The following is a 25,121-nucleotide window of genomic DNA, read 5'->3' on the forward strand; positions in this document are numbered from 1 at the left end:
TTGCCTGTTGGTTCCACACAAGATGAATTTTCTGGTGGAACAGGCATCTTGCCTGTTGGTTCCACACAAGATGAATTTTCTGGTGGAACAGGCATCTTGCCTGTTGGTTCCACACAAGATGAATTATCTTGTGGAACAGGCATCTTGCCTGTTCGTTCCACAACAGATGAATTATCTTGTGGAACAGGCATCTTGCCTGTTCCTAACCAAGTAATTGAGAAGGGTGCAAGATATCAGTTTAAACCCAAGTCGGAAGTTGAAAGGTACTCTGAATATTTCCAGCAGTTAATCAATTACGTCGCTGCTAATATCGCCAGTTTTCCCGATTCAGAAGTTTGGCGTTATTTGGCGGCTTTTATTGCGAAAAATGTTAGATTCCAAGCTTTGTATTTGAGCGAGTTCAATCTGCTCAATATATTGAGTCAGCGAGCTGATATTCTGGAATTTTATTTGAAAAATATCGGCAGTCAAATAGAATGGAATTTTCCTCAGAGAGAACCTGAAAGAACTAAAATCCGAGTTGGCTTTTTGCTGGATAAAATTAGTGAGGAATCCGAGACTCGTGCAGCAATTGCGAGTTTTGAATATTTAGACAGAAGCAAATTTGAAATTATCGTGTACTATTTCCAGGTACAAGACGAGCGACTGGGGAAATATTGCGAAAATTGCGCCGACAAACTGGTGCAACTGTCAGAAGCTTTGCCCAATCAAGTCCGAGAAATGCGATCGCACGATTTAGATATTCTGCTAATCTGCACCAATACTACCGACAATTCTCAACCAAGCGCGCTGCTGTGCCTGCACCGACTAGCGCGGGTGCAAATAGCTACGGGTGCATCAACCCCCGCAACCACCGGCGCCCGAAATATTGATTATTTCATTGCCGGAGATTTGACATTGCCCCCAGGTGCAGCAGCAGAGTATCGCGAAAAATTAATTAGTTTACAAGGTTCGGGAGTTTGTTTAAGCTATACTGTAGGATCAGCACCGGGCAGAGTTGAACCGACTCGCAGCAGTTGGGGAGCCACCGACGAATCTGTAGTGTTCATGTCCGGCGCTCAAGCTTTTACAATTATCCCAGAATTGAGAGAAACTTGGGCAAAAATTATTGCGGCGGTACCAAATTCTATTTTAGTTTTGTATCCCTTTAGTTCGCGCAATGAAAACTATCCGACGGTGCCTTTTTACAACCAAATTCGATCGCTCTTTGCCGAATTTGGGATTGACAAAAAGCGCTTAGTTGTGATTAAGGCGCTGCCATCTCGCGCCGATTGCATAAAATGTCTGGAATTGGCTGATATATATTTAGACTCCTATCCATACAGCAGTGGCTGCTCCTTAGCAGAACCCCTGTTGGCGGGGTTGCCTGTAGTGGTAAGAAAAGGGCAAACAACTCGATCGCGACAATCAGCCGCAGTGATCGAAGAACTACTACTTCCGGAACTGGTAGCAAACAGCGAGAAGTCTTATTTAGAGCTGAGCACAGCACTGGGAACCAACCCAGAACTGCGTCGGCACTACCGCGATCGAATCCAGCAAAAAATGGCGGCAAACCCCAAATATCTCGACAGTCGCGCTTGCTCGACCCAACTCGAAACACTCTTTGAAAGACTATTCCGAGAGTGAAGGAAGAAGGAAGTTCAGCAACTAAGCAGTGTACGGGATTTAACGGATGGATGTTGAGGGAAGAAGGAAGATGGCAGAAGTAAAAATTTTCCCACTCTCCCACTCTCGCATCCCGCTACCATTGTGAGACCCGTGGGGAACCCCTCGCTAGGCAGAGCGTCAAGAAATAGACAGCAATAGCGCTAGCCCACTGACGGTCTGCTATCATCGGGGAATCGAGGGGTTAGTGGTTGTCGCTCTTTTCCTGCCACAGCTAAATTAAAAGGGGAAGCGCAAGTCAGTTGGAGATAAAAAAATGACAGGACTTTTTCAAATAGGCGATAAATTACTGCAAGCTCAGGATATGCCATCGCTCCTGAAGCGGTATCAGTTGATGCCACAATTCTTGCGGGGTGTAATAGTAGACCAAGCGATCGCATCCTTTAGTTGCAGCGACGAAGAACGCAAATCCGCCGTCGAGAACTTTCTGGCACAACACCAACTGACAGCCCCGGAAGCCAAAGAAGCTTGGCTGCGCGGCCAAAATATGACGGAAGAAGAACTTCAAGATATGGCCGTTAGGCCCTTGCTGATCGAAAAATTTAAGCAAGCCACTTGGAGACCTAAAGTAGATAATTATTTTTTAACCCGCAAAGCCAGCCTAGACCACGTAGTCTATTCCCTGGTACGCACCAAAAATCCAGCACTGGCAAACGAACTTTACTTTCGCATCCTCGAAGGGGAACAAACCTTTGCTGAAGTGGCCCGCGACTATTCCGAAGGGCCGGAGTCCAAGTCAGGCGGCTTGTTGGGCCCAGTACCCCTCTCGCAGCCCCACCCGGCAATCAGCAAACTTTTGTCCGTCAGCCAGCCAAATCAACTCTGGACGCCGCGTCCTCTGGCAGAATGGATGGTAATTATTCGACTAGAAAAGTTCATGCCGGCCCAGCTCGATGAATCGATGCGGCTGCACTTGATTAACGAACTCTTTGAAAGCTGGCTCGCCGAACAGATATCGCAAATAGGCCCGCTACAGCCCCTCTCCTCCGTGTCTTCAATTTCATGACAATCAAGTAATTGGGTCAGGGGCCCCCGGATTTATCCGTGGAGACTTGAAAAAGCGTAGCATCCTGACAAAAACCCCCTGGATTCATCTGTGGATTCAATCTAAAATCAAAAATCAAAAATCAAAAATTGGATGACTTCTTCCGCTGTTTCCCTCTCCCAAATTCAGGATTTCCTAGCTCAAACACCTCCCTTTGACCGACTGTCAGAGACGGCTCTGACAGCCTTGGTGGCTAAATGCCAACTCCTTGGCTACCGGACGGGGCAACCCCTGTTTGAGCGGGAAAAAATGCCGACTCAGGTGGCAATTATCTATCAAGGCCAGGCCCGGCTGCTGGGCTTTGACCAGCGCTCGCAGCGCCACGTAAGTTTGCGCTTGGTGCAGTCGAAGGAAATCCTGGGCTGGGCTGGCTTGCTCAGGGGGGTTCCCTGCGAAACGGCGATCGCTTCTACAGATGTGATCGCGATCGTCCTACCTGCCGAAGATTTCCTGAACGTACTGGAAAAACAGCCGACATTTGGAGAAGCCTTTCGCGAACACTGTTCCTTGAGCGAAGTATTTGAACTGTTGAGCCTGGAATTGCAGCGCCAAGCCGACGGCACTTCCAATCTCAAGGAACTCACCCTGCAAGCTTGGCAAGACGCGGCAGTTGTCAACGTACCAAACGGCAACAAAAAAACTCAAGACATCGCCAAAGAACTAGATGCCGATCGAGTTTGGCTTGTCAGCAGCGGCGTCTTGGGCGACTTTCCCACCGGCAGCCGCTTCTCTGTGGAAAACGCAGCCAAATCCTTAAAAGTAGAAGGCCGCCTCGGCGCGCGATTGGTAGGCTTCCGGGAACCCCCAGAACCCCAACCCGAAACAGAGTCAGATAATGGCACGACAGACACAGGAGGCTTGGGGCAGAATCCGCCCGGCGGAACATCGATCACGGTTGTAGACGCCCCAGATCGTCCCCCAGAACCCAAAACCGACCCCCAAACAAAGGATGCGGCGAGATACCCAGTTTTCCGCGCCAAAGGGCAGATTGACGCCCCGCTAGCTTGCTTCCAAATGTTGAGCAAGTATTTCGGCCTCAAATTTCGCCGAGATATCATCCGCAAAGTTCTAGAAAATCAGTTAAAAACCGCCGGTTCTATCAGTATGCAAGCCTGCGGGGCGATCGCCCAAAGCATCGGCCTCACGCCCCAATTGGCGCAAGTCCCAGCAGAAGCAATCAACCGCATCAAAGCGCCCGTAATGATTAAATGGGAAACCAGCTTTGCCATTATTTACAGCATTACCGAGCAAGAATTAGTGCTGGCGACACCCGAAAAAGGGTTAATGCGGAAGCGGATACCTCAGTTTAAAGAAATCTGGGGAGAATCAGGAGAAGTCCTGCTGCTGCAAGCTCCGCAAGTTGAACAAAAAGAGCAGTTCAGCTTCTGGTGGTTTGTGCCGGCCCTCATGGAACACAAGACAGTGTTTTTTGAGGTGTTGCTCGCTTCGTTTTTTGTACAGTTATTTGGTCTTGCCAACCCATTAATCAGCCAAGTAATTATTGATAAAGTCTTAGGTCAGCGCAGCATTGACACCTTGGATATTTTAGGGGCATTTCTGTTAGGTGTTGCCCTGTTTGAAGGACTGCTCAACGGTTTGCGTACCTTTTTGTTTATAGATACCTCAAACCGCATTGATGTCAAATTGAGTGCGGAGGTAATCGACCACTTACTCCGGCTACCCCAAAATTACTTTGACAATCGACGCGTCGGAGATTTGGTCTACAAATTCAGCATGATGGGCCAGATTCGGGAATTCATGACGAGTACAGCTCTGACAGTGGTTCTTGATGCGGTATTTTCGGTGGTTTACGTCGCCGTGATGCTCTCCTACAGTGTGCAGCTAACGTTTGTATCTTTGGCAGTGGTACCGGTACTGGGGCTGATGATTGTTCTAATCAATCCGCTGGTGCTGCGCCTGATCAAACAGAGAAATATGCGTTTTGCTGACGCTCAATCTTATTTAGTGGAAGTAGTCAGCGGGATTCAAACTGTTAAGGCTCAAAATATTGAATTGAAATCCCGTTGGGAGTGGTCGAGTCGCTACGCAAAATACATTACAGCCAGTTTTAAAACAATTATCACGGGGACTACGGCCGGTACGATTAGCAGCTTTTTAAACCAGGTGGGTAACTTAGCTCAGTTGTGGGTGGGAGCTTATTTGGTACTGGGAAATGAGATTACTTTGGGTCAGTTGATTGCTTTCCGAATTATTTCCGGGAACGTGACTGGTTCGCTGCTGCGTTTTGTGAGCGTGTGGCAGAGTTTCCAAGAAGTCTCGATGTCGATCGATATGCTTAAGGATGTGGTCGATCATCCGACGGAAACCAGCGAAGAAGACCGGAGCAATATCCCGCTGCCGGCAATTCAAGGGCAGGTTACCTATGAGGAGGTTTCCTTCCGATTTCTCGAAAGCGGGCCACTGCAATTGGCTAATGTTAATTTGGAATTTCCCGCTGGCAGTTTTGTGGGAATTGTGGGTGGAAGCGGTTCCGGTAAAAGTACGGCGATGAAGCTGTTGCAGCGTCTTTATCCGCCGCTGTCGGGCCGGATTTTTATTGATGGGTACGACATTTCTAAGGTGGAACTGTACTCGCTCCGCAGCCAACTTGGGGTAGTGCTGCAAGATACTTTGCTGTTTAACTGTACGGTTCAGGAAAATATTGCTCTGAGCAATCCCGATGCGAGTACGGATGAGATTGTGCGAGCTGCGAAATTAGCGGTAGCTCACGATTTTATTATGGGCTTGCCTGCTGGCTACAATACGGTGGTGGGAGAACGGGGTGCCTCGCTTTCTGGGGGTCAAAGGCAGCGTTTGGCGATCGCCCGCACGATTTTGCAAAACCCGAAACTCCTAATTTTGGACGAAGCTACAAGCGCCCTCGACTACCATTCCGAACGCCAAGTTTGCAATAACTTAGCAGAAGCTTTCGCCGGACGCACGGTGTTTTTCATTACTCACCGCCTGACTACAATCCAAAACGCTGATGTAATTATTATGATGGATCAAGGTTCTGTAGTCGAGCGGGGAACTCATAAAGAATTAATGGCTCTTAAAGGGCGTTACTACTGCCTATTCCAACAACAAGAGTCATCGAATACCTGATCTCTAACAACTCACAACTGATCGCTAACGCTTAACAACTGAAAACTAACAAATGGCTATGAAATCGTTAATACTTTCTGAGCAACCAGTCATTCTCGAAAAACCAGCGATTTGGTCGCACTTGTTTTTGTGGATGATCATGCTGATGACCACTTCTGCTGTAGTGTGGGCTTATTTTGCTAGCGTAGAGCAAGCTGTCCCCGCTGTCGGCCAATTGGAGTTCAAAGATGGTGCTAGAGACATCCAAGCACCTGCTACGGGCGCTGTGGTGAGACTTCACGTTGAAAATGGCGATCGCGTGGAAAAGAACCAGCCTCTGCTCACTTTCAACCCCGTTGCACCCAGTGCCGATTTAACATCGATACAGAAAACTAAAGAAGCTCTGGAAAAGGAAAATAAATTTTACGAAGATGTTGTCAGCGGCAAAATTCAAGGCGCTGTTCCTTCTAACCTAGAATCAACAATCAAGGACAGACAGAGCCTCACGGCACAAAATCAAGTGCTGCAAGCTTTGATTGACGAGCTGTACCTCAACAGGGGAGCCAGCGGAAATTTTGATGCTGCTCAGCAAGGACTTTATGTTAATTATCGATCGGAATTTCTGTCTCGCGTAGCCGCAGCCCAAGGGCAAGTTCAGGAGTTGGAAAAACAACTGAAGCAAGCTCAGGATGCTGAGAAAGCCGCCGGCGATCAAATGACAGTGGCACAGCAACAATTGGGTTTTGCCCAGAACCAATTAAATTATGCTCAGCAGCAGTTAGCTTCTTCGCAAGAGCAAGTAAAATCAGCCCTGGCTCAGAGAGATTTGGCCCAAGAACAGTTAGCGAAATCCCAACAAGTATTGAAGTCTAACCAAAACATTCTAGGCAGACTCGCCCCCCTGGTGGAGGAAGGAGCAATTGCTGAACTGCAAAAAGAACGTCAAGAGCAAGATGTTTTCAGAGGCCAAAGCGACGTTCTCAAACAGCAAGATCAAATCAAGCAGCGCGAAGGTGAAATCAACTCTCGCAAAGGCGAAATTAACACGCGCCTCGGTGAAATAAATACGCGCCGAGGCGAAATTAACGCGCGTCAAGGTGACATCCAAAAAATTAGTGCTGACATACAGCGCCAGCAAGGAGAGCAAGCGCGCATTCAGGAGTCCATCGCCCGCGCCCAAGAACAGTTAAAAAACACCAAGGATTCCTGGGCAAAAGAACTTTACAGCAAAATAGCTGAAAACCAGAAACAAATTGCCAGCAGCGATTCTCAGCTAAGCCGCTTCAAAGTGGAAAACCTGAAAAAGTTGTCCGAGGTGAACGCTCAGCTAGAAAAGGCTCAACAAAACCGCGACACTCAAGTGATGAAGGCTCCGGTATCTGGCGTTATCTTCGATTTGAAACCTTCTACGAAGGAGAAAGCTAAGTTGGATATGGCGAAAGATCCGATATGCCAATCCATTATTAATACGGTGCTGAAACCGGGCGAACCGCGCCCAGCACGCTGCGAAGAAGCTTATTACGAAGCGCAGCAAACTGAAAAGCTGCTCAAAGTTTTGGATGACGACAACGGTCTGCAAGCAGTGGTTTACCTGGAAAACAGCAATGTGGCTCTGGTATTGGATGCTTTGAGACAGAAGCGGGCAAAATTGGAGCAGTATCACGGCAAGCAATTAGACGGAGAAAAGATTGACTGCGAAATAGGTAAAAGTTGCGTTTGTCCAGAGAAGGAAGTTAACAGAGAGAAACTGGGTTTGACGAAATACCAATGCGTGCCTGTGGAAGTGAATGTAGAAGCTTTCCCGGCGCTGGAGTTTGGTACTGCTGAGGGTGAAGTGATAGAGATTAGCAGCGATGCTGAGCCTCCTACTGAACTGCGGAAATACTACGCTTTCAAAACCAAAATAAAGCTCAAAAATCAGAAGTTTGTTTTGAACAAGGGCAAGGCAAATGAAGTGGAGGTTAACTTGCAGTCGGGAATGTCCGTGAGTTCTAATATCAATATTGGCAAGCGGAGTGTTTTGCAGATGTTTATCAACCGATTTACTGGGAAAATGGATACGTTCAAGACTATTAAGTAGCGAACAGTTGACGGTTGACGGTTGACGGTTTACTGTTGATTGTCAGTCTAAAAGCTGATGATATCATGTCCGTTCGAGCGATCGCGATTTTTGTAGGGGCGAGTTCACCAACAATACTTGCGAATAATTAACACTCTCAAAAACCCGCCCTGACCGGGATATTATGGTTAATCGATCGGACATGATATGACTAGATTTTACAATTCCGATGCTACCGGATTGGATATTAATGAAAAAAATCATATTATTTACTTTATATCTAATTCCTGTCCTCTTATTAATCGGATTTGTATCGAATTTTAGCGTTAACGTTCCCGTTGATGACGAGTGGAGGTTAGCTAGCCTTTTTGAAAAAATAGCTGCGGGAAATGTAACGTTTAACGATTTTTGGGCTTTGCACAGCAACCACCGCATAGTTTTCCCTAAAATAATTATTGCGGTGCTGGCTTTTGCTTCCCGATGGAATATTAATTATCAGTTGTGTCTCAGCATAGGTTTGGCTGCGATAACTTTTATCGCTATCTACAAGTTATCCTCAATGCAAGTTAAGAATGTTGGGGATGATTTGTGGCATTTAGCTAATATTTTAACTTGTATTTTGCTGTTCTCCCTGGTTCAGCATGAAAACTGGCTGTGGGGATTTCAACTCGCTTGGTTTTTCGTAAATTTTTGTTTTGTAGCTGCGGTTTATGCGCTGGTTTCACCTCACAAATTATTGCCTAATATAGCGGTTTTTAATCGGATGAAACAGAGATGTTGCACCACGATCAATAAGCTATTTAGGAACGGGCAAGATGCCCGTTCCACAAGAACATTGAATTTTTGTGGAACGGGCATCTTGCCCGTTGTTGAGAATGATGCAACACCTCAGATCGAACAGAGTACGGACACGGCAGTGCCGTGTCCGTACTCTGTTCAAATATCGATTGCGGCTGTATTCTGCTTTATTGCGAGTTTTTCGCTGGCTCAAGGCTTGCTTTCTTGGTTGGCTGCGATTCCGGCTGTGGCGGCTGTAGAAGGAAATGCGGCGCAGAAAAGAAAAAGACTTATTGTCTGGATGCTGCTGTTTTTGGCCACTTGTGCTGTTTACTCAATTGATTATCATCCTAGTCGCAAAGCAAGTATTATTTCATTGTTGAATAAGCCGCTGGTGGTTATTGATTACTTTTTAAGCTTGCTGGGTTCGGCAATTGTGCGATCACCTGGAATTTCAGCATTAGTTGGATTGCTAATATTTGCAAGTTTCTTATTTTTGGTATTCTATTTCTTTGTCATTGGGAACCCTGCGAAGCAATCTCCAGCCCCTGCGCTCGCTTCGTTCCTCGCAATGACAGATAGGAATGATATTTCTGAAAGCTATAGCAATCCCAACTCAGTTATGAACGTGGTTCAGACTGCGACGCTGGACGGGCAAGATGCCCATCCCACAATTCATTTAGGATTACGGCAAGATACTCATTCCCAAATTGATTTAGGAGTGCAATATCAGGCTTTACCTTGGCTGTCAATAGGTTTTTTTTCAGTTTTATCTTCTTTGTTTATTACGGCTGGCAGGGCTGAATTTGGGGCAATTCAGGCGCTAGAATCGTCTAGATATACGACTAATTCAATTTTGCTATTAATTGCTGTGGTTCAGCTAGGGCAATTGTTTGTCCGAGGTAATTATCAAGAAACAAAAGCAACGTTAAAACGTAATTATAAATTTATTTATCGCGTACTAGCAGGGCTATTAATTGCTACAATTATTGTTAACTCTCAACAGGCGATCGCCCAATCTCGCTCAGCACTTCTTTACAAACAAGGCGCTCAAGATTGTTTGCAGTTAATTAACTATCTGGAACCCTCGGATTTTTTCAATAATTCGCCGGAAAGCTGTTTGAGGGTGCTGAGCAAAAAAACTTGGCTGGTGAGAGAAGGCGCTGCAATAATCGACAAAATAGGTTGGAGAAAGTTCGCGAAAAATGTAGAGTTTATTTCTAATACCGAGAAAGTTTACGGTTATTTAGACAAACCTCAAACTACCGATAAATCCTTGACTGTTAAGCAAAATGATGCTGTCAAGGCTGCGGGTTGGGCGGTTTGGCCAGAAAAATTGCAACAGCCGAATATTGTACTGCTATCTGTCGGGGAAAAAAAATCTTTTTTTGCTAACGCTTATGTAAATTTGGACAGTCCCGACATTGCTGAGAGTTTAAAATCTGAGTTATACAATAATGCCAGGTGGGCTGTTGATTTGTCGCATAATAATTTGCCGATCGCCCAAACAGAAATTAAAGCTTGGGTGTATAATCCTGTTGACAACCAGTTTGTCCAGTTGCGCGGAGGATGAGGAGTGAAAATTTCTGTGATAATACCAGCTCACAATGAGGAGGGCTGTTTGTACGGTACTGTGCGGGCGATCGCCCAGACGCTCGATTTAGAAGGCATTGCGCACGAAATTTTGATTGTGAATGACAATAGTGTCGATCGAACTCTTGATATTTGCCAGGAGTTGTCAGAGACTTTTCCCACAGTGAGATACATCAACAATCAACCTCCCAACGGTTTCGGATTTGCGGTGCGACGGGGATTGGCCGAATTTGACGGAGATGCGGCAGCAATTGTGATGGCGGATGCTTCCGACGATCCGATGGATTTGGTAGCAGGATACCGCAAGTTGCAAGAAGGATATGATTGCGTTTTCGGTTCGCGCTTTATCAAAGGTGGCTTTATAGTTGATTATCCCATTCACAAGTTAGCAATTAACCGCTTAGCAAACTGGTTTGTCAAAAGTATTTTCGGCTTGCGGTACAGCGATGTCACCAATGCTTTTAAAATTTACCGCCGAGAAGTAATTGAAGGCGTACAACCGATTTTGAGCCATCATTTTAATTTGACAGTGGAACTGCCTTTAAAAGCAATTGTTCGGGGTTTTTCCTATACGGTGATTCCTCTGAGGTGGTACAATCGGACTGCTGGTATTTCTAAGCTGAAAATCAAAGAGATGGGCAGCCGATATTTGTTTATTGTCTTGTATGTCTGGCTGGAAAAACATCTCTCTCGCGGCGACTACCACCGGACTAGAAAGATAGCAAAATTAAAAGTGAATGCCTGAGAGAATTTTAATTGTTGGTGGTGCCGGTTTTATCGGCAGTTGTTTGGCAATTGGCCTGAAGAAACTGCACCCGGAATGGCAAATAATTTGTTTAGATAACCTGCGTCGCCGGGGATCAGAATTGAATCTGCCTCGGCTTAAAAGTTGCGGTATTCAGTTTGTTTACGGGGATATTCGTACAGCGGCGGATTTAGATCCAGTTGCACTCAATGCTGACTGCATTATAGATTGTGCTGCGGAGCCTTCTGTGCTGGCTGGTTTTAGTTCGCCACAGTACGTTTTGCAGACGAATTTACTGGGCACTGTGAATGTTTTGGAGTTGGCCAGACAAACGGGTGCGAGTTTGCTGTTTTTGTCTACGAGTCGGGTTTATCCGATCGCCAGTGTCAAATCTGTTAAGCTGTTGGAATTGCCGAATAGATTTGCGATCGCCCCTGAGCAAACTTTACCCGGTATATCCGAGTTGGGCATATCAGAAGACTTCCCATTAAAAGGACACCGTTCGCTTTACGGAGCCACTAAATTAGCTTCGGAATTGCTGATTGAGGAATACAGGGAAGCATACAATGTGCCCGCAATTATTAACCGCTGCGGGTTAATTACGGGTGCTTGGCAAATGGGTAAAGTCGATCAGGGAGTTTGTGGTTTGTGGGTGGCGGCTCACTATTTTCAAAAGTCGCTGAATTACATCGGTTTTGGTGGCAGTGGGAAGCAGGTTAGGGATTTGCTGCACGTTGAAGATTTGTTGAGGTTAGTTAATTATCAATTAGAACATTTTGCGGAATTTGACGGCGAAGTTTTTAATGTTGGCGGCGGTTTGAGCAACAGTCTTTCTTTGGTGGAGACAACTGATTTGTGCCAAAAGATTACCGGGAAATCGATTTCAATTCATCCTGTTTTGGAAGAACGCGCAGGGGATATTCCGATTTTTATTACTGATTCTTCTAGGGTGATGGAGAAAACAGGATGGCGGCCTGTTATTGGGCCGGAAGCAGCTTTTCAGGATATTTATGATTGGATTGCTGCTAATGAGGTGGTGTTAAGTTCGATTTTGTAGGGAGTTTTTTAATGGCAGATTGCAAATAGTATGGTGCGTCGCTATGGAAAATTTCGCCACTATTTGAGTGACTAGAAGCGACGCACCCTACGGCGAAATTTCATCCCCGTCTAAAATTCCCACCATTAGTGCGTCGCTATGGAAAATTTCGCCACTATTTGAGGGACTAGAAGCGACGCACCCTACGGCGAAATTTCATCTCCGTCTAAAATTCCCACCATTACCTTCAACAAATCGTCTAAATCGTCAGGAACTGTAAACAAATGGGTGTCTTGAAAAATAGTGTGCTGATTTCTATCTAACTTGCCAAATCGCCAGATATCTCCCATTGTCACCGCACCATAAAAGATATTTTGATCTTCAACGTGCGACATCGCAATTAATTGTACAGCTAGTTGAGTAAATCCTCTGGTCATATCGTCGTTTTTTGCTTCAATAACTAGCAACTCTTGATTTGACTTCACGAGATAATCTAAACTTCCCTTTAACCAGCTATTAACGTTGAGAGTATACTCAAATCGCAGTTGACATTGACAGTATCGGATGAGATCCAGCAGCACAGGGGATACTAATGATTCTCTTCTAGCTGTTTCGCTGCTGAGACTGACCAAGGGAAGGATATCTTCTATTTTATCTCTAAGCTCTATAAGTCTGTCTAAGTGTCTAGTTGTTTTCGGTAAAGATAAGCTTCCTTTACTTAGCGAGTAATCAAATTCTGCTAAAATTTCATCCGTTTCGTAAGGTAAGTCAAAGTATGAACGAAAGGTATATTCTCGACCTTCATCTAAGATTTTTTGCTTGACCATACTATTTTAATTTGCCCGGGGTTTGTTTGTACATTATATATTATTTTTTACCACCTTAGAAGAGGAAGTATGGTCTATTTTTCACACGACTCAGCATTTATCCCCAAACTTCTGTCAAATCCAAGACAAAACCCGGCAACACATCTTCACCGGACAAAGTAACAGGATTTTCTAGCACTTCTACATCTTGATTTTGCCTGTAAATTTCCACCTTTCTGTTTTTTCTATCTATCAACCAACCTAAACGAGCGCCATTGTTCATATACTCTTTCATCTTGGCTCGCAGCGGTTCCATGTTGTCAGTTTTAGAACGAAGTTCTACCACAAAATCAGGACACAAGGGAATAAAGCTTTCTTTTTGTTTTGGGGTGAGTGCATCCCACCTTTCTTGACGCACCCAAGCTGCATCGGGAGAGCGATCGGCTCCATTGGGCAGGTGAAAACCAGTAGAAGAGTTAAATGCTTCTCCTAATTTAGTCTGGCGGTTCCACAACCAGAGTTGTCCTTCTATACTGAGATTTCTCTTTCCTGTTTCGCCTCCGGTTGGTGGGTTCACGATTAATTCTCCTGTTGCTGTGCGTTCTAATTGTAACTCCCGATTGGCGATCGCCAATTCAACGAACTGTTCGTGGGTAACGGTGAGTGTTAGTGTTAGTGGAATATTGACGGGAAGGGCAGCGGATGATTGAGTTTGTGTCATCATTTTTGTCCTCAAAGTGATGCTTTAATGGCAGATTCATCCTAATTGGGCTAAGCCCGAAATGCGGGATACTTTGTAACTTTTATGATAACACTTAAAAGTGCCATCTACAAAGTGCGATCGCCCTTTTGTCAACCAAAGATCGATCGCATCTGGTATCATAGAAAAAAGTTCCCCGCCCAGACGCAAAAACATGATAACTTCTACAGTTGTTGCCCCATCGAAAATCTACTCTCTAGAAGCATGGATGGAAAGTCCACCGGATCTGCAAGAGTGGGTTGATGGCGAATTATTGGAGAAAAATGGCATGACTCTCAAGCATAGCAGAGTGCAAGGAAATCTTTACTTTTATTGGAGAACGTACAAAGACTCTAGCGGACAAGGAGGGGAGGTTTATACTGATGTTCCCTGCCGCACAAACAACCAGGGGCGCTATCCTGATGTTGCCTACCTTCCCCCGGAATTAGCAGCACAATTTGGCAATCTCAAAGTGCTGCCGCAAAGTTTTCCTTTATGTGCTGAAATTGTTTCACCAACAGATTTGGCGGAAGATGTAATTGCTAAAGCTACAGAATATTTAGAATCGGGAAGTGAGGAAGTTTGGCTGGTATATCCTGAAAACCAATGGATTATTGTAGTAACAAAACAAACCAGAAGCATCTTTATTGCTGGGGAATTTGTTACCACTCAAATTGTTTTACCGGGTTTTAGTATTCCAGTAGATGAGTTATTAAAATGAGCGCTTTCCCTACATTCTCATTTTCAGCCTCCGACGGCAAGTGTCGATATTGAGGAAGATACTCACTTGTTGGGTTTCGATGCTTTAACAAACATTTGCCCTCCCAAAAAACGCCACAACAAAGGCAATTTTAAGTAAATTTTTAACAGCAAGGGCGAGGCCGGTCTGCCTTTCGTCGAAAAGGGCAAAAATCTCGGTACAATCAGGTCAATTTCAAACCCGACAGTTTGTAAAAGCTCTTGTAGCGATAAATGCGTTATCGGTAATTGATGGTCGATAAAATCGTAGTATTCCTTGTAGGAATATTTAAAATTAGGCTGAATTACCAACAGAGAACCGCTAGGCTTGAGGGCCTCGAAGCAAAAAGAGATAATTTCTACAAGTTCCTCTTTGTTGCGGAGGTGTTCAAAAAAGTTTGAGATAAAAATGCGATCGAACTGTTCGGTAAAAGATGTGTAATCTTCCAAATTCAACACATCAATATTAACCACATTTACATCAGCATTAGCAAATAACTTTGAATCGGGATTCAGATCAATTAAATATTTTTTTTTAGCCCGAATTTGATTTATAAACTCGCAGTAACCGCCGCCAATATCTAAAACTGCTGATTCGGGAGGAACATAATTTTGTAAAAATTCGTCAATTAAAACTTTCCAGAGTGCCACCTTCGCTTGGATTTGTCGCGAATCAAAGCGGTTGGCATACAACTTTTTGAGATATGTGTCAGTTTTCATAGTAAAATAGCCTAGACTGAGTATGAGTTTATCACGCGATACAGCCAACTATGAATGTTATATCTACTGAAATACCGGAAGTTTTGATTATTGAGCCGAAAATTTTCGGAGACGATCGCGGTTTCTTTTTTGAGAGTTTCAATCACAAAGTTTTTGTAGAAAAAACAGGCGTGACGGCCGAATTTGTGCAAGACAATCATTCCAAATCCTCTAAAAATGTGCTGCGCGGTTTGCACTACCAACTGCAGCAGCCTCAAGGCAAATTGCTGCGGGTAGTTGCTGGCGAAATATTTGATGTAGCGGTGGATATTAGACAAAGTTCGCCGAATTTTGGAAAGTGGGTGGGGTGTTTGCTGAGTGCAGAAAATAAACGGCAATTTTGGGTGCCGGCGGGATTTGCTCACGGTTTTTTAGTGGTTTCCCAGACGGCTGAAGTTTTGTATAAAACTACAGATTATTATGCACCGGCACACGAGCGGTGTATCCTGTGGAATGACCCGGATTTGGCGATCGACTGGCCGCTAGATGGTGCCCAACCAATCTTATCAGCTAAAGACCAAGCTGGACAAACGTTGAAAACAGCTCAAGTGTTTTGATTATGAAAATTTTACTCGCAGGCGGCAGCGGACAGCTAGCTCAAGAATTGCAGCCGATTTTATTATCTTCGGGAGAGGTAATTGCGGTCGATCGCACTCGCCTCGATTTATCCCAACCGGAAAGCATCCGTCAAGCAATGGCTGAAATTCAACCGGATTTAGTCGTCAATGGGGGTGCTTACACTGCGGTAGACAAAGCAGAAAGCGAACCGGAATTAGCAAACGCCATCAACGGTATTGCACCCGGAATTATCGCAGAAGAATGCGAAAAACTGGGAGCAAGTTTGATTCACTTTTCCACTGATTATGTATTTGACGGCAGCCACGGTTCTCCTTATCTGGAAACAGATTCTACTAACCCGCTGGGAAGTTACGGCAAGTCGAAATTAGCAGGCGAGGAAGCAATTCGGAAAGCGGGAAACCGACATATTATTATTAGAACCGCGTGGGTTTACGGCAACGGTGGCAAAGGTAATTTTGTCAAAACCATGCTGAGGTTGGGAAAGGAAAGGGAAGAAATTCGAGTAGTAGCCGATCAGATCGGCAGTCCTACTTGGACGGGGGATTTAAGTGCGGCGACTTCGCAAATTATTCCTCTCCTTGGGCAAGAAAGTTTTGGGACTTACCAGTACACTAATAGCGGTGTTTGTAGTTGGTACGATTTTGCGATCGCCATTTTTGAGGAAGCCGCAACACTCGGCCTTCCCCTCAAAGTTCAGCGCGTAATTCCCATCACCACCGCCGAATATCCGACACCCGCAAAACGTCCCGCTTTTTCTGTCCTCTCTACGGTTAAAATATCAGCACTTCTAGGCACGTATCCTCCCCACTGGCGGCAAGGGCTCAGACAAATGCTGGCAAGAGAAGTGAAATAAAAATTCGAGTAAATCTGTAAAGTAGCCAGAAACCGGGTTTTTTAACCAAAATACTTGGTTCTAACCCTCAATCAAGTAAAAAACCCGGTTTCTTTAATCCCAGCGCGTACAACTTAGCCCAAATCGATTAAAAATATCGCCATCTACCAATCCATGAAAGTCAAGCAACAATATATTTTAATTGCCGCATCAATTCTCGGCATTCTAATACCAGCGTCATATATTTTGTACTTGATATCCCAAGCCGGAGACTTGTCTAATTTTGATTATTGGTGGATGACATGGAATTTTTATTCAGTAGACGGTTTTTCGACAAATCCTTTTAATTGGATCTTTCGGGCGAACGAGCATTTTGTCTTGATTCCGGCAATTATTTATGGCTTGAATATAGCTGTCACCCAAGGTTCAAATATTGGTTTATGTTTAGTGGCTTGGTTCTTGGCTTGGATTCAGTGCCACGTATTAATTGCTCTGCTGCCGTTAAATTTGAGGCGTTTTCCGCTACTGTTTATCTCGCTACTCCTTTGCATTTCTATTTTTAATTTTACTCCGGCGGCGGCTCACAATTGGATGCGGGGATTCAGCGGCGTTCACTGGATAATTGCTAATTTATTTGTGATTTGTTCGATATATTGTTTGCAATCCTATGCGACTTTTTTGGGTACACCGGGGGCGGGCACGGGGGCACCGCCCCTACGGAATGGTTGGGTAATTGGCAGCATTGTTTTTGGCGTTTTAGGCTGTATTAGTTACAGCACTCCTTTAGCTTTGTGGCCGATATTGTGTGCTGCTGCTGTTGTGCTGCGGTTTCCTCGGCGAATAACTTATTTGTATTTCATTGCTTCGATTGCGGTGATTGGCATTTATTTTTTAACTTATAAAACTCCATCTCATCACCCTTCTTTAACTAAAATTAACCCGCTCAAAACTCTCGAATATATTCCCACTTATCTCGGCGGAATTTTTAGCGAAAATATTATTATTGCTTCAATTATTGGTATAATTGGTTTGATTGCAACGACGGGTTTTGTGGGTTATTGGCTATTTGTAAAAAAGGTCGTGAAGCGTAGCTATCCCGTAGGGAATCGCCCGGATTGGCTGCCTTGGCTATCAATCCAACTTTACACGCTGCAAACGGCGTTAATGGCCGCTGTCAGTCGATCGGGATTTGGCGTCGAACAAGCCACCGCTTCCCGCTACGCCACACTCCCAGCCTTGTTTTGGATGAGTACAATTGTGCTGACAGTATTGTGGGTGCGCGAGTGGCAGCCCACACCAAGAATTCAAGGGCGTTGGCTGACACCGCTGTTTGCAGTCGCCACAGTCGCGATTATTTTAATGTACGGGGTGGGAGGCGAAACTGCAATGGCGATCGCCCGCAGAGCAGCCTATCAACCGTTAGTAGCATTATCACTGCAATTAGGCATCACCGATGTAACCCTAATTAAAGACCGCGTAGGCAATAAACCCGCCGCTTTTGTCGGCTTAATCGACGCATTAAAAACTAACAACTTAGTGCCATTTAACCGAGACATCAAAAAACACAATTTTTGTGCAGCATTAGACACAAAACTCGACGCAAGTTTACTGTCAGCGCCCAAAGACGGAGTACCCGGATATTTTGATACAGTAACTAAACTCGCACCCGCCGCCTCCAGAGTAATTGGCTGGGTAGGAGACCCCGAAAACAATGTAAAATGTATTGCCATTCTCAACCAAGAAAATGTCGTTCGAGGTTTTGCCATGTCAGGATTTCCGCGCCCCGATTTAGTTAAATTATTTGGCCATTCCTACGAATTCGCAGCTTGGAGAGGATACATTCAAACATCACCAACAGATAAATTATTGACAGCCTATGCCTCCTTTAAAAACCGCAAAGGTTGGATAGCCTTGCGAAACTCCCAAGTTATCAATAAAAACTAAAAAACCTCTCTTTCTCCTCCTCTGCGCCCTCTGCGCCCTCTGCGGTTAATAAAAAAATCTCATTGACAACACAAATGAAATAGAATAGCCCTATGCCAAAACATCTCAGCTTCGTAATCCCAGTTCACAACGAAGAAGCCACCATAAAATTGCTGTTTGACAAAATCCAAATTGTCATGTTCCAAACAGCAATTGACAGTTACGAAGTCATTTTCATAGATGACGGTAGCCGCGATTATTCCTGGCAAGAAATCACCGATTTAGCCAACAAACATCCCAAACTAATTAAAGCGATTAAAATGCGCCGCAACTTTGGCAAATCCGCCGCGCTTTCAGCAGGATTTCGCAATGCAGCAGGGATAATTATCTTTACTCTCGATGCTGACCTTCAGGATGATCCCGCTGAAATTCCCAAATTTTTACATCATTTAGAATCGGGATTTGATTTAGTTTCCGGTTGGCGAAAACAGCGGAACGACCCGCTTTCTAAAACTTTACCTTCCAAGCTGTTTAATGCCGTTGCGTGTTTGCTAACTGGGGTGCAAATGCACGATATGAATTGCGGTTTTAAAGCGTATCGTAGGGAAGTTTTGCAGTCGATTAAATTGTACGGGGAATTGCACCGCTACATTCCAGCTTTAGCAAACAATTTAGGGTTTAAAATTGGCGAAGTAGTCGTGGAACATCATCCGCGCAAGCACGGAAAATCGAATTACGGCTGGGAACGTTATGCGCGGGGTTTTATTGATTTGTTGACGGTGTTAGCCACGACGCAATATTTGCACAAACCGGGTCATTTGTTTGGAGGTTTGGGATTGTGTTTTGGGTTGGTTGGAACTGTTTCGCTGAGTTATTTGATAGTTATTTGGTTTCTGAATTTGGCGGGGATGAATTTTGGGCCGATCGGGAATCGACCTTTGTTATTTTTTGGGATTTTGTGTACAATTCTGTCGGTGCAGTTGATTTCTTTGGGGATTTTAGCTGAGTTGATGGCGCGCAATGTGGATGCTGATTATGTGGATAAGCAAATTAGCGAAATTATTGATGATTCGGGTTTTGATATTTAACCGCAGATTAAGGCTGATTAACGCTGATTAATCGGATCTTGAAATTGCTTCTAGACAAGCAAAGTCTGCCTCAGCAGACTAAGAGAAAATTTAGATTTGGATTTAAAAAGTTTTACCAATTACCTATTACCTAATTTTATACAGTATCCATTTGCCTTGTTTATCTGCGATTTCCCCTTGCATATTTGGATGCCAGTCAGTACGAGTCAGGATATAATCGGCATCATAGTTTCTGGCTACTTTGACTAAATCGGCACTGCTGCGGCGGATGAAAAAGTCATTTCCTCCCCAAATCATTTGTGGGTTTAAGGGTACCCCTAAAACAGCTTCCATGCGAGTTTGCCATTCTTTTATTCCTTTTTCGGTAAAGGGAAAGTTCTTGAAGTTGACGACAATCGCTCTTTCGGAGAAAAACTGGAAGCTGGTAACTGAGGGTGGAATTAATACCAGTGAATCGCGGCTGCTACTTTGCGAAAATCGCACAGCTAATCTGCTTAAGTCGTCCCTGGAAACGGTATTGATATTAACTCTTGTTTGAAATACATTTAATATAGGTTTGGGCAGAATTCCTGCTACTCCCAAAACTAAGGTGGCGGTAGTTATTAAGGCTAATGTGTGAGTTAGAGTCTGTTTGATAGATGTAGCTAGGGATGTTTCTTCTAAAAGGAATGGGAAGGCGAGGATTGAGAAAAAGATTGGGATGCTAATTATTCGATCGCCCATTATTTCCCATGAATCAGTCACCGGATAGATCAAGCTGAAAATTACCGTTCCTGCTGCTAAAATCCACAACAATATATTATATCGTTGGGGCCATACGTAATTTTTTGTTTGCCAAACTGATAATCCTAAGAAAATGATGCCCCTAAAAGGCAAAGTTAGTACAGCTAACAGCAACAAGCTAATAGCTATTTGTTTTTCTCTGTAAAGTTGCTCGACCGTCAAAGCTACAGCAATAAATATAATTAATTGAACAAAAGGTACAGTTCTAGCTAACTGTAGTTTTGCGATAAAAGCCAAAGGGTAAACTTCGACAAATATGTAATTTAGAAATAATGCAAAAATTGATGTGCCAACAATTACATAAAAGTTAAGTTTGTCTTCTTTTCGCAATAAATCGGAATTTTTGATGCACAGCAAGCCACCCATTATGAAACATATAAAGTTGAACCAATTCCCGACATCCCAATTTGACGGGAGGATGTGGTGGGGGTTGCGGACTTTCGCGTGAATGTAGACAAACTCGGCGTTGTCGATAGTGTGAGTGCTGGTAGTACCTGTTAATAACATCGGTAGGTAAACGATACTTGCCATTGCTGCTAAAAGTGCGATCGCCAAAATCAATGTTTTAAACTTCCGCTGTTTTACAGATTCAATAAATAAAACGGGAACCATCATCAATCCCGGCAACAAACCAACTAAAAATTGCAGCAGACAAGCCAGTCCAAAAAAGAAATATCCTGTCAGCCATTTCTGGCGCAAACTAAAGTAAATTCCCCAGATTGCGAAACCCATTGCGAAGGTACTGGGTACTGATTTGGTGGAAAATATCAGCGTGTTACCAACATCTGTAAATGACGCGGCTATACATAAAAAAGCCATCGCTGCTGCAGGCAGTTGGGAATTAGTATAGATATTTATAATTGCGTAGCAAGCTAGGATAAATGAACCGAAGGATAGGAATTGATAAATAAAATGCGCTAGGGGAATGCTTGTTCCTAAGTTAGCGAGCAAATAAATGATATAGTAATAGTAGTATCTCGGATTAAATTTAACCATTTCCTGAACGTAATAATCATTCTTATACATTTCAGGATTTAACATAAATTGAATGGGTGGCACTTCGGGAAAGTTGCCTCCAATCGGGAAAATATAGCCAGTTGCCATCAGAGATCCGATGATGACAAAAGTATATAGAGATAGATTAAAATACCAGTTGGATTTTTGATGTTTCTGCATTGACGGTTCAATTTACCTACTGACAGCTAAATTGTTAATCTCCAGTTGGCATTGGTTTGTTAAATCCTGTTTGCTGCTACTCAATACCTCAAGCAGCAGATAAATGGGATTTTTGCCCTCAACTAATAGATTTAAGCCGATCGCACTTTTTTGACTATAAGCCATCTCTGCTGAGTCTACTAATTTACCTTGCTTGTCCCACAAAGTCAAGCGCAGGGCAATTCCCGGACATTGTTGGTTAGGTAAATTGAGTTTGCCGGTAACTTTTACTTGGTCAGAAATGGAACCTAAATACAGGAAAGATGTAGAGAGTTTCTGGCTGTTTTTAATTGGATGAGTTACAATATTATATAGGTTGTCGGATTCTTGACTGACTGAATAATTGGCACTTGTGTAGATTGATTGATGCAAACTAATCCAATCTAACTGCGTGCCTGGTCGATCGACTATTTGCCGCTGCATCGCATCCAGAGTCCTAACTGCCGTTGCTGTATCAGTCCTCTTCACCCTCCGGTAAACCCTGACAGTCACGCCGTTTTCTAGCTTAAACTGTTCCGGTAGCAATTGGAAATCGCGGGCAATTTCCCAGTTTTGAGTAAAGGCATCGTACACAACTTTAACAACATCTTGTTCGTGCGATCGCAAAACTTGTTCGTCATTGGGTAACACCTCCTGAAAAGGTACAGCAACCACCGCATATTGTGACTGCAACAACTCCGGTAGCGGGTAAGTATCGCGCGAGTCAATTTGCGGCCTCCCGATTGTATTTAATTTCCACCAGCCCTCCGGCGGGTTTAATTTTCGGTTGGCTTGTCTGAGTATGTTAGCATTGAAATTGTTAGAAGCACCGACAATATAAATCGGTTCTTCGTTGGGTGCTAATTTTCGTAGAAACTCTACTAATTTTACAACTTCGTCGTAGTCCGATCGCACTAACGGCGGAAAATTAGCCATAAACAGTCTTGACAAATCACTTTTGAGAGGAATTAACCCGACTGCGGCATTCAAAACCAGGTACAAACCCGCCACGCCCAGCATGAAATACCGGACTTTTCCCTTGAGTGTCAGCCAAGTTGTCCAGAAAAATGTGGATAGTCCCAAAAGTGCGATCGGTGTAATATGAATTGTATAGTGCAAGTAGCCGTAACGCAAAACTAACAGCCATTCAATCAGCGACAAAACCCCAAACAACGACACAAAAATAGCCGCCGCCGGAACCAGGATTCGGGTGATAATTCCCGCAGAAAAACCAATCAGTACCAGCAGCCAAGTTCCCAAACCGTAAAAATCCGCATAACGAGTTAAAATATCATTTACAGGCAAACTCCAAGCGACATACAAATTGCGGTAGTCAACCGTCAGAGCACTGCGAGTAAAATCTCCCGCTACCAACATTAAAATAGTCAAGCTAGTTACAGCTATCAAGCCCAATTTTACAGCGGATTCAAACAAGCCTCTGTAGGGAAACGGCCCTACCGCGTCCTTGTCTTTGGGAGACGACAATGCGGTTTTGTTGCGGTATATTAGTACAATAAACTCGATGAAAACCTGTAAAGCCGCTGCACCTAAAAATGCGATCGCACTATAAGCAAAATGGCGCCGCAACAGAATCGCCACTGCTAGCAAAAACCCAATCAACGGGATTTTCCACCAATATTTCAGGTTAACATCCTGCAAATAAACCCAAATTGCCAAGGCTACAAACACACAGCCGCCAGTATCCAAATATCCCCGCAGAGTCGGTATCCAACTCATAGGAATTAATAAACTCAGCAGCACAGTTGACCAAAACACCCGGCGGGGATAAACTGGAATTAGCTTTGCAGAAATTGCCCCCAGCAACAGGCGAAACGGCAGCACATAAATTAGGGATACGCTGAGAATGTAACTCAGCCGAGACTCGCCAAATAAAAGAATAAACGGCACTAACGGCAGAGAAATTAATAGGTTTTTTTCCTTAGATAGCGATTCTATAACTCCGCGCCATGCTTTATCTGGCGAGTCTCGAAATAAATTTGCCGTGTTGACTGTAGCGGTGTTGTATCCCGCGTAATCCCACCAATAAAAAGTATGTTCGCTGGATACATAGATTGATGTTATTGCAACTGTTACAAGAACAAGTAAAAAAAGTAAAAACCCATCAATTAGAAATTTTCGAGGCAATTTAAAAGAAACAACATTAAATAATCCCATCACTCTAGCAACCCTCAATCAATTGTATAGTCGTGGACGCACGGGTAGTCAGAAACCGGGTTTTTTTGCCAAAATCTTGCATCAAAGCCTTTAATTTCGGTAAAAACCCGGTTTCTTTGGTAGGGATGCGCGTCCAAGATTGTTACTTCAAAACAGTACCTTGCAAAAAACCTTCCAACTTTTCTGCATATTGCCGATTCGCGATCGCACTTGGATGAATGTCATGAGGTAAATTATTATTTGCAGGTATTTTCAAATCAACCGAAATATCCGCCGTAGCAATTCCCTCCTGACTTAACTCCCCCAACATCTTAGCAGAACCCGCATTAATTCCCGCCACAACTAACTTAACACCATTAGCCTCAGCCACACGCTTAAACTCTTCAATAATTGCCTTAGAAACCTCATGGCTTCTATACAATCCCTCTTCAAATTGATTGTAATTAACCTCCAAAAAATGGCTTAATGCAGAAACCCGCATCAGCGGGAACTCGCGATATTCAAGTTTTGCCATCTTGTAGGTAAAATTATTTTCTCCATTCAGCCTAGCATCGGGCTGAAATAAAATACCAAGTTTATTCCAAGCAGCCATTTGCTTTCTTCTCGCCCTTAACAAAGTATTGCGGCGGTCGTGAAATCCCGCATAAGCAATCACCGCTATTTTGGGTTTATTTCCTTGTTTTAGTGCTTCTTTAAATTGAATCAACGAGTGCAGAGTGCCGTAGCCGTTAACGCCAAAATTCACTATTTCATATTTGGGTAATTTCTCTTGCAGCAACCAAGCATAAGTTTCGCTGTCATTCAATGACCAACCGTAGGTAAAAGAACAGCCAAATATCCAAATTTCCGGCTTTTTTGACGAGGAATTGTAAGTAGTGAGGGGATGTGTTATTCTTAAACTATTATTGAGGTGAGTGGCATTAAATGAGTAATTGCCGTTAAGTGTCACCTTGAATTTTCCCGGCAAATGTTTGTAGCCTAGTTCCGAGTCTTTAGTGAAAAAGTTACCTTTTGGTTCGACCGCCACATCAACATTTTCTATTTGCCAGGGTTTGTATCCCGCAACTCGCAAGACAATTTCAGCCGTAGTGGTAGATAAAAAAATTGGAAAAATTAGATATGTTATTAATCTGAAAATAGAGGTTTTAATAAAGTCTTTTTTCATAATTTATCGTAGGGGCGGGTTTCACCAACCATATCGGCGTAAGACCAACAATATAATAAACCCGCCCCCGCCCAACGAATAATCGGAATCTACATTTTTTTCCATGATCTCAAACATCAGGTTAATCTAGATTATCGGCTGTGTGGGGGCGGGTTTATCTAAATTGTTTGTGAACCTCAAATATTGTTTGTAAAACCCGCCCCTACAGGCAATTGTAGGGTTTATTTAAATTGTTTGTGAACATCAAATATTGTTTGTAAAACCCGCCCCTTGTATCTTAAAAGAGTGAGTCAGGCGATCGCCACGTCATTGATTCGATCATACCGACAATCAGGC

Annotated in this window: 18 protein-coding genes; 12 read left to right on the forward strand and 6 right to left on the reverse strand. The window is 43.9% G+C overall.

Translation table 11 applies throughout. The features are described from left to right. The 7 genes from QUB04_RS29630 to QUB04_RS29660 form a co-directional block, all read left to right on the forward strand. Positions 1-1,626 (forward strand): O-linked N-acetylglucosamine transferase, SPINDLY family protein (locus tag QUB04_RS29630; protein ID WP_445301104.1); only part of this gene is annotated, 1,626 nt, incomplete at its 5' end. A 295-nt stretch (positions 1,627-1,921) separates the two neighbouring features. Further along, the gene (locus QUB04_RS29635; protein ID WP_333290063.1) at positions 1,922-2,671 is read left to right on the forward strand and encodes a peptidylprolyl isomerase; all 750 of its coding nucleotides are present in this window, start codon (positions 1,922-1,924) and stop codon (positions 2,669-2,671) included. A gap of 132 nt (positions 2,672-2,803) precedes the next feature. Continuing rightward, complete coding sequence (locus QUB04_RS29640) at positions 2,804-5,815, forward strand: peptidase domain-containing ABC transporter (protein ID WP_333290066.1); 3,012 nt, start codon at positions 2,804-2,806, stop codon at positions 5,813-5,815. A gap of 58 nt (positions 5,816-5,873) precedes the next feature. Beyond that, positions 5,874-7,874 carry a chromosome partitioning protein ParA gene (locus QUB04_RS29645; protein WP_333290068.1) on the forward strand — a complete coding sequence of 667 codons (2,001 nt, stop codon included), beginning with the start codon at positions 5,874-5,876 and terminating at the stop codon, positions 7,872-7,874. Positions 7,875-8,103: 229 nt separating this feature from the next. Next, positions 8,104-10,203 carry a hypothetical protein gene (locus tag QUB04_RS29650; protein ID WP_333290070.1) on the forward strand — a complete coding sequence of 700 codons (2,100 nt, stop codon included), beginning with the start codon at positions 8,104-8,106 and terminating at the stop codon, positions 10,201-10,203. A gap of 3 nt (positions 10,204-10,206) precedes the next feature. Beyond that, positions 10,207-10,968, forward strand: coding sequence for a glycosyltransferase family 2 protein (locus tag QUB04_RS29655; protein ID WP_333290072.1), 762 nt, complete (start codon positions 10,207-10,209; stop codon positions 10,966-10,968). Next, a complete protein-coding gene (locus QUB04_RS29660) occupies positions 10,961-12,025 on the forward strand; it encodes an NAD-dependent epimerase/dehydratase family protein (protein WP_333290074.1) in 1,065 nt (354 codons plus the stop codon). Before QUB04_RS29655 ends, QUB04_RS29660 begins: the two co-directional genes overlap by 8 nt. Positions 12,026-12,207: 182 nt before the next feature. Here the strand turns inward: QUB04_RS29660 and QUB04_RS29665 are convergent, their stop codons facing one another. Further along, on the reverse strand, positions 12,208-12,831 hold the full coding sequence (locus tag QUB04_RS29665; protein WP_333290076.1) for a hypothetical protein: 624 nt from the start codon (positions 12,829-12,831) through the stop codon (positions 12,208-12,210). Between the two features lie 97 nt (positions 12,832-12,928). Next, positions 12,929-13,531, reverse strand: a complete 603-nt coding sequence (locus tag QUB04_RS29670; protein WP_333290092.1) for a Uma2 family endonuclease — start codon at positions 13,529-13,531, stop codon at positions 12,929-12,931. Positions 13,532-13,724: 193 nt separating this feature from the next. On the opposite strand from QUB04_RS29670, the gene QUB04_RS29675 reads away from it, so the two are divergent. Then, entirely contained in the window at positions 13,725-14,270 is a 546-nt protein-coding gene (locus QUB04_RS29675; RefSeq protein WP_333290094.1) for a Uma2 family endonuclease, read from the forward strand. Positions 14,271-14,332: 62 nt separating this feature from the next. Here the strand turns inward: QUB04_RS29675 and QUB04_RS29680 are convergent, their stop codons facing one another. Beyond that, a complete protein-coding gene (locus QUB04_RS29680) occupies positions 14,333-15,007 on the reverse strand; it encodes a methyltransferase domain-containing protein (RefSeq protein ID WP_333290078.1) in 675 nt (224 codons plus the stop codon). Between the two features lie 50 nt (positions 15,008-15,057). On the opposite strand from QUB04_RS29680, the gene rfbC reads away from it, so the two are divergent. From rfbC to QUB04_RS29700, 4 genes are all read left to right on the forward strand, one after another. Then, complete coding sequence (rfbC, locus tag QUB04_RS29685; RefSeq protein WP_333290080.1) at positions 15,058-15,603, forward strand: dTDP-4-dehydrorhamnose 3,5-epimerase; 546 nt, start codon at positions 15,058-15,060, stop codon at positions 15,601-15,603. A 2-nt stretch (positions 15,604-15,605) separates the two neighbouring features. Further along, complete coding sequence (gene rfbD, locus QUB04_RS29690; protein ID WP_333290081.1) at positions 15,606-16,478, forward strand: dTDP-4-dehydrorhamnose reductase; 873 nt, start codon at positions 15,606-15,608, stop codon at positions 16,476-16,478. Positions 16,479-16,631: 153 nt separating this feature from the next. Continuing rightward, positions 16,632-18,401 carry a hypothetical protein gene (locus QUB04_RS29695; protein WP_333290082.1) on the forward strand — a complete coding sequence of 590 codons (1,770 nt, stop codon included), beginning with the start codon at positions 16,632-16,634 and terminating at the stop codon, positions 18,399-18,401. 92 nt (positions 18,402-18,493) lie between these two features. Beyond that, positions 18,494-19,468 carry a glycosyltransferase family 2 protein gene (locus QUB04_RS29700; protein ID WP_333290084.1) on the forward strand — a complete coding sequence of 325 codons (975 nt, stop codon included), beginning with the start codon at positions 18,494-18,496 and terminating at the stop codon, positions 19,466-19,468. A gap of 126 nt (positions 19,469-19,594) precedes the next feature. On the opposite strand, the gene QUB04_RS29705 is transcribed toward QUB04_RS29700, so the two are convergent. From QUB04_RS29705 to QUB04_RS29715, 3 genes are all read right to left on the reverse strand, one after another. After that, positions 19,595-21,427: a DUF6798 domain-containing protein gene (locus tag QUB04_RS29705; protein WP_333290086.1), complete on the reverse strand. Its 1,833-nt coding sequence runs from the start codon at positions 21,425-21,427 to the stop codon at positions 19,595-19,597. A 12-nt stretch (positions 21,428-21,439) separates the two neighbouring features. Continuing rightward, on the reverse strand, positions 21,440-23,620 hold the full coding sequence (locus QUB04_RS29710; protein WP_333290088.1) for a hypothetical protein: 2,181 nt from the start codon (positions 23,618-23,620) through the stop codon (positions 21,440-21,442). A 142-nt stretch (positions 23,621-23,762) separates the two neighbouring features. Next, positions 23,763-24,785 carry an SGNH/GDSL hydrolase family protein gene (locus QUB04_RS29715; RefSeq protein WP_333290090.1) on the reverse strand — a complete coding sequence of 341 codons (1,023 nt, stop codon included), beginning with the start codon at positions 24,783-24,785 and terminating at the stop codon, positions 23,763-23,765. Positions 24,786-25,121: the final 336 nt, after the last annotated feature.

Origin of the sequence: Microcoleus sp. D2_18a_B4 (assembly GCF_036702475.1) — a bacterium.
Taxonomy (GTDB): domain Bacteria; phylum Cyanobacteriota; class Cyanobacteriia; order Cyanobacteriales; family Microcoleaceae; genus Microcoleus.

Coding starts and splice junctions, on each gene's coding strand:
- QUB04_RS29635 (WP_333290063.1), top strand. CDS start 1,922: ATGACAGGACTTTTTCAAATAGGCGATAAATTACTGCAAGCTCAGGAT.
- QUB04_RS29640 (WP_333290066.1), top strand. CDS start 2,804: ATGACTTCTTCCGCTGTTTCCCTCTCCCAAATTCAGGATTTCCTAGCT.
- QUB04_RS29645 (WP_333290068.1), top strand. CDS start 5,874: ATGAAATCGTTAATACTTTCTGAGCAACCAGTCATTCTCGAAAAACCA.
- QUB04_RS29650 (WP_333290070.1), top strand. CDS start 8,104: ATGAAAAAAATCATATTATTTACTTTATATCTAATTCCTGTCCTCTTA.
- QUB04_RS29660 (WP_333290074.1), top strand. CDS start 10,961: ATGCCTGAGAGAATTTTAATTGTTGGTGGTGCCGGTTTTATCGGCAGT.
- QUB04_RS29665 (WP_333290076.1), bottom strand. CDS start 12,831: ATGGTCAAGCAAAAAATCTTAGATGAAGGTCGAGAATATACCTTTCGT.
- QUB04_RS29670 (WP_333290092.1), bottom strand. CDS start 13,531: ATGACACAAACTCAATCATCCGCTGCCCTTCCCGTCAATATTCCACTA.
- QUB04_RS29675 (WP_333290094.1), top strand. CDS start 13,725: ATGATAACTTCTACAGTTGTTGCCCCATCGAAAATCTACTCTCTAGAA.
- QUB04_RS29680 (WP_333290078.1), bottom strand. CDS start 15,007: ATGAAAACTGACACATATCTCAAAAAGTTGTATGCCAACCGCTTTGAT.
- rfbC (WP_333290080.1), top strand. CDS start 15,058: ATGAATGTTATATCTACTGAAATACCGGAAGTTTTGATTATTGAGCCG.
- rfbD (WP_333290081.1), top strand. CDS start 15,606: ATGAAAATTTTACTCGCAGGCGGCAGCGGACAGCTAGCTCAAGAATTG.
- QUB04_RS29695 (WP_333290082.1), top strand. CDS start 16,632: ATGAAAGTCAAGCAACAATATATTTTAATTGCCGCATCAATTCTCGGC.
- QUB04_RS29700 (WP_333290084.1), top strand. CDS start 18,494: ATGCCAAAACATCTCAGCTTCGTAATCCCAGTTCACAACGAAGAAGCC.
- QUB04_RS29705 (WP_333290086.1), bottom strand. CDS start 21,427: ATGCAGAAACATCAAAAATCCAACTGGTATTTTAATCTATCTCTATAT.
- QUB04_RS29710 (WP_333290088.1), bottom strand. CDS start 23,620: ATGGGATTATTTAATGTTGTTTCTTTTAAATTGCCTCGAAAATTTCTA.
- QUB04_RS29715 (WP_333290090.1), bottom strand. CDS start 24,785: ATGAAAAAAGACTTTATTAAAACCTCTATTTTCAGATTAATAACATAT.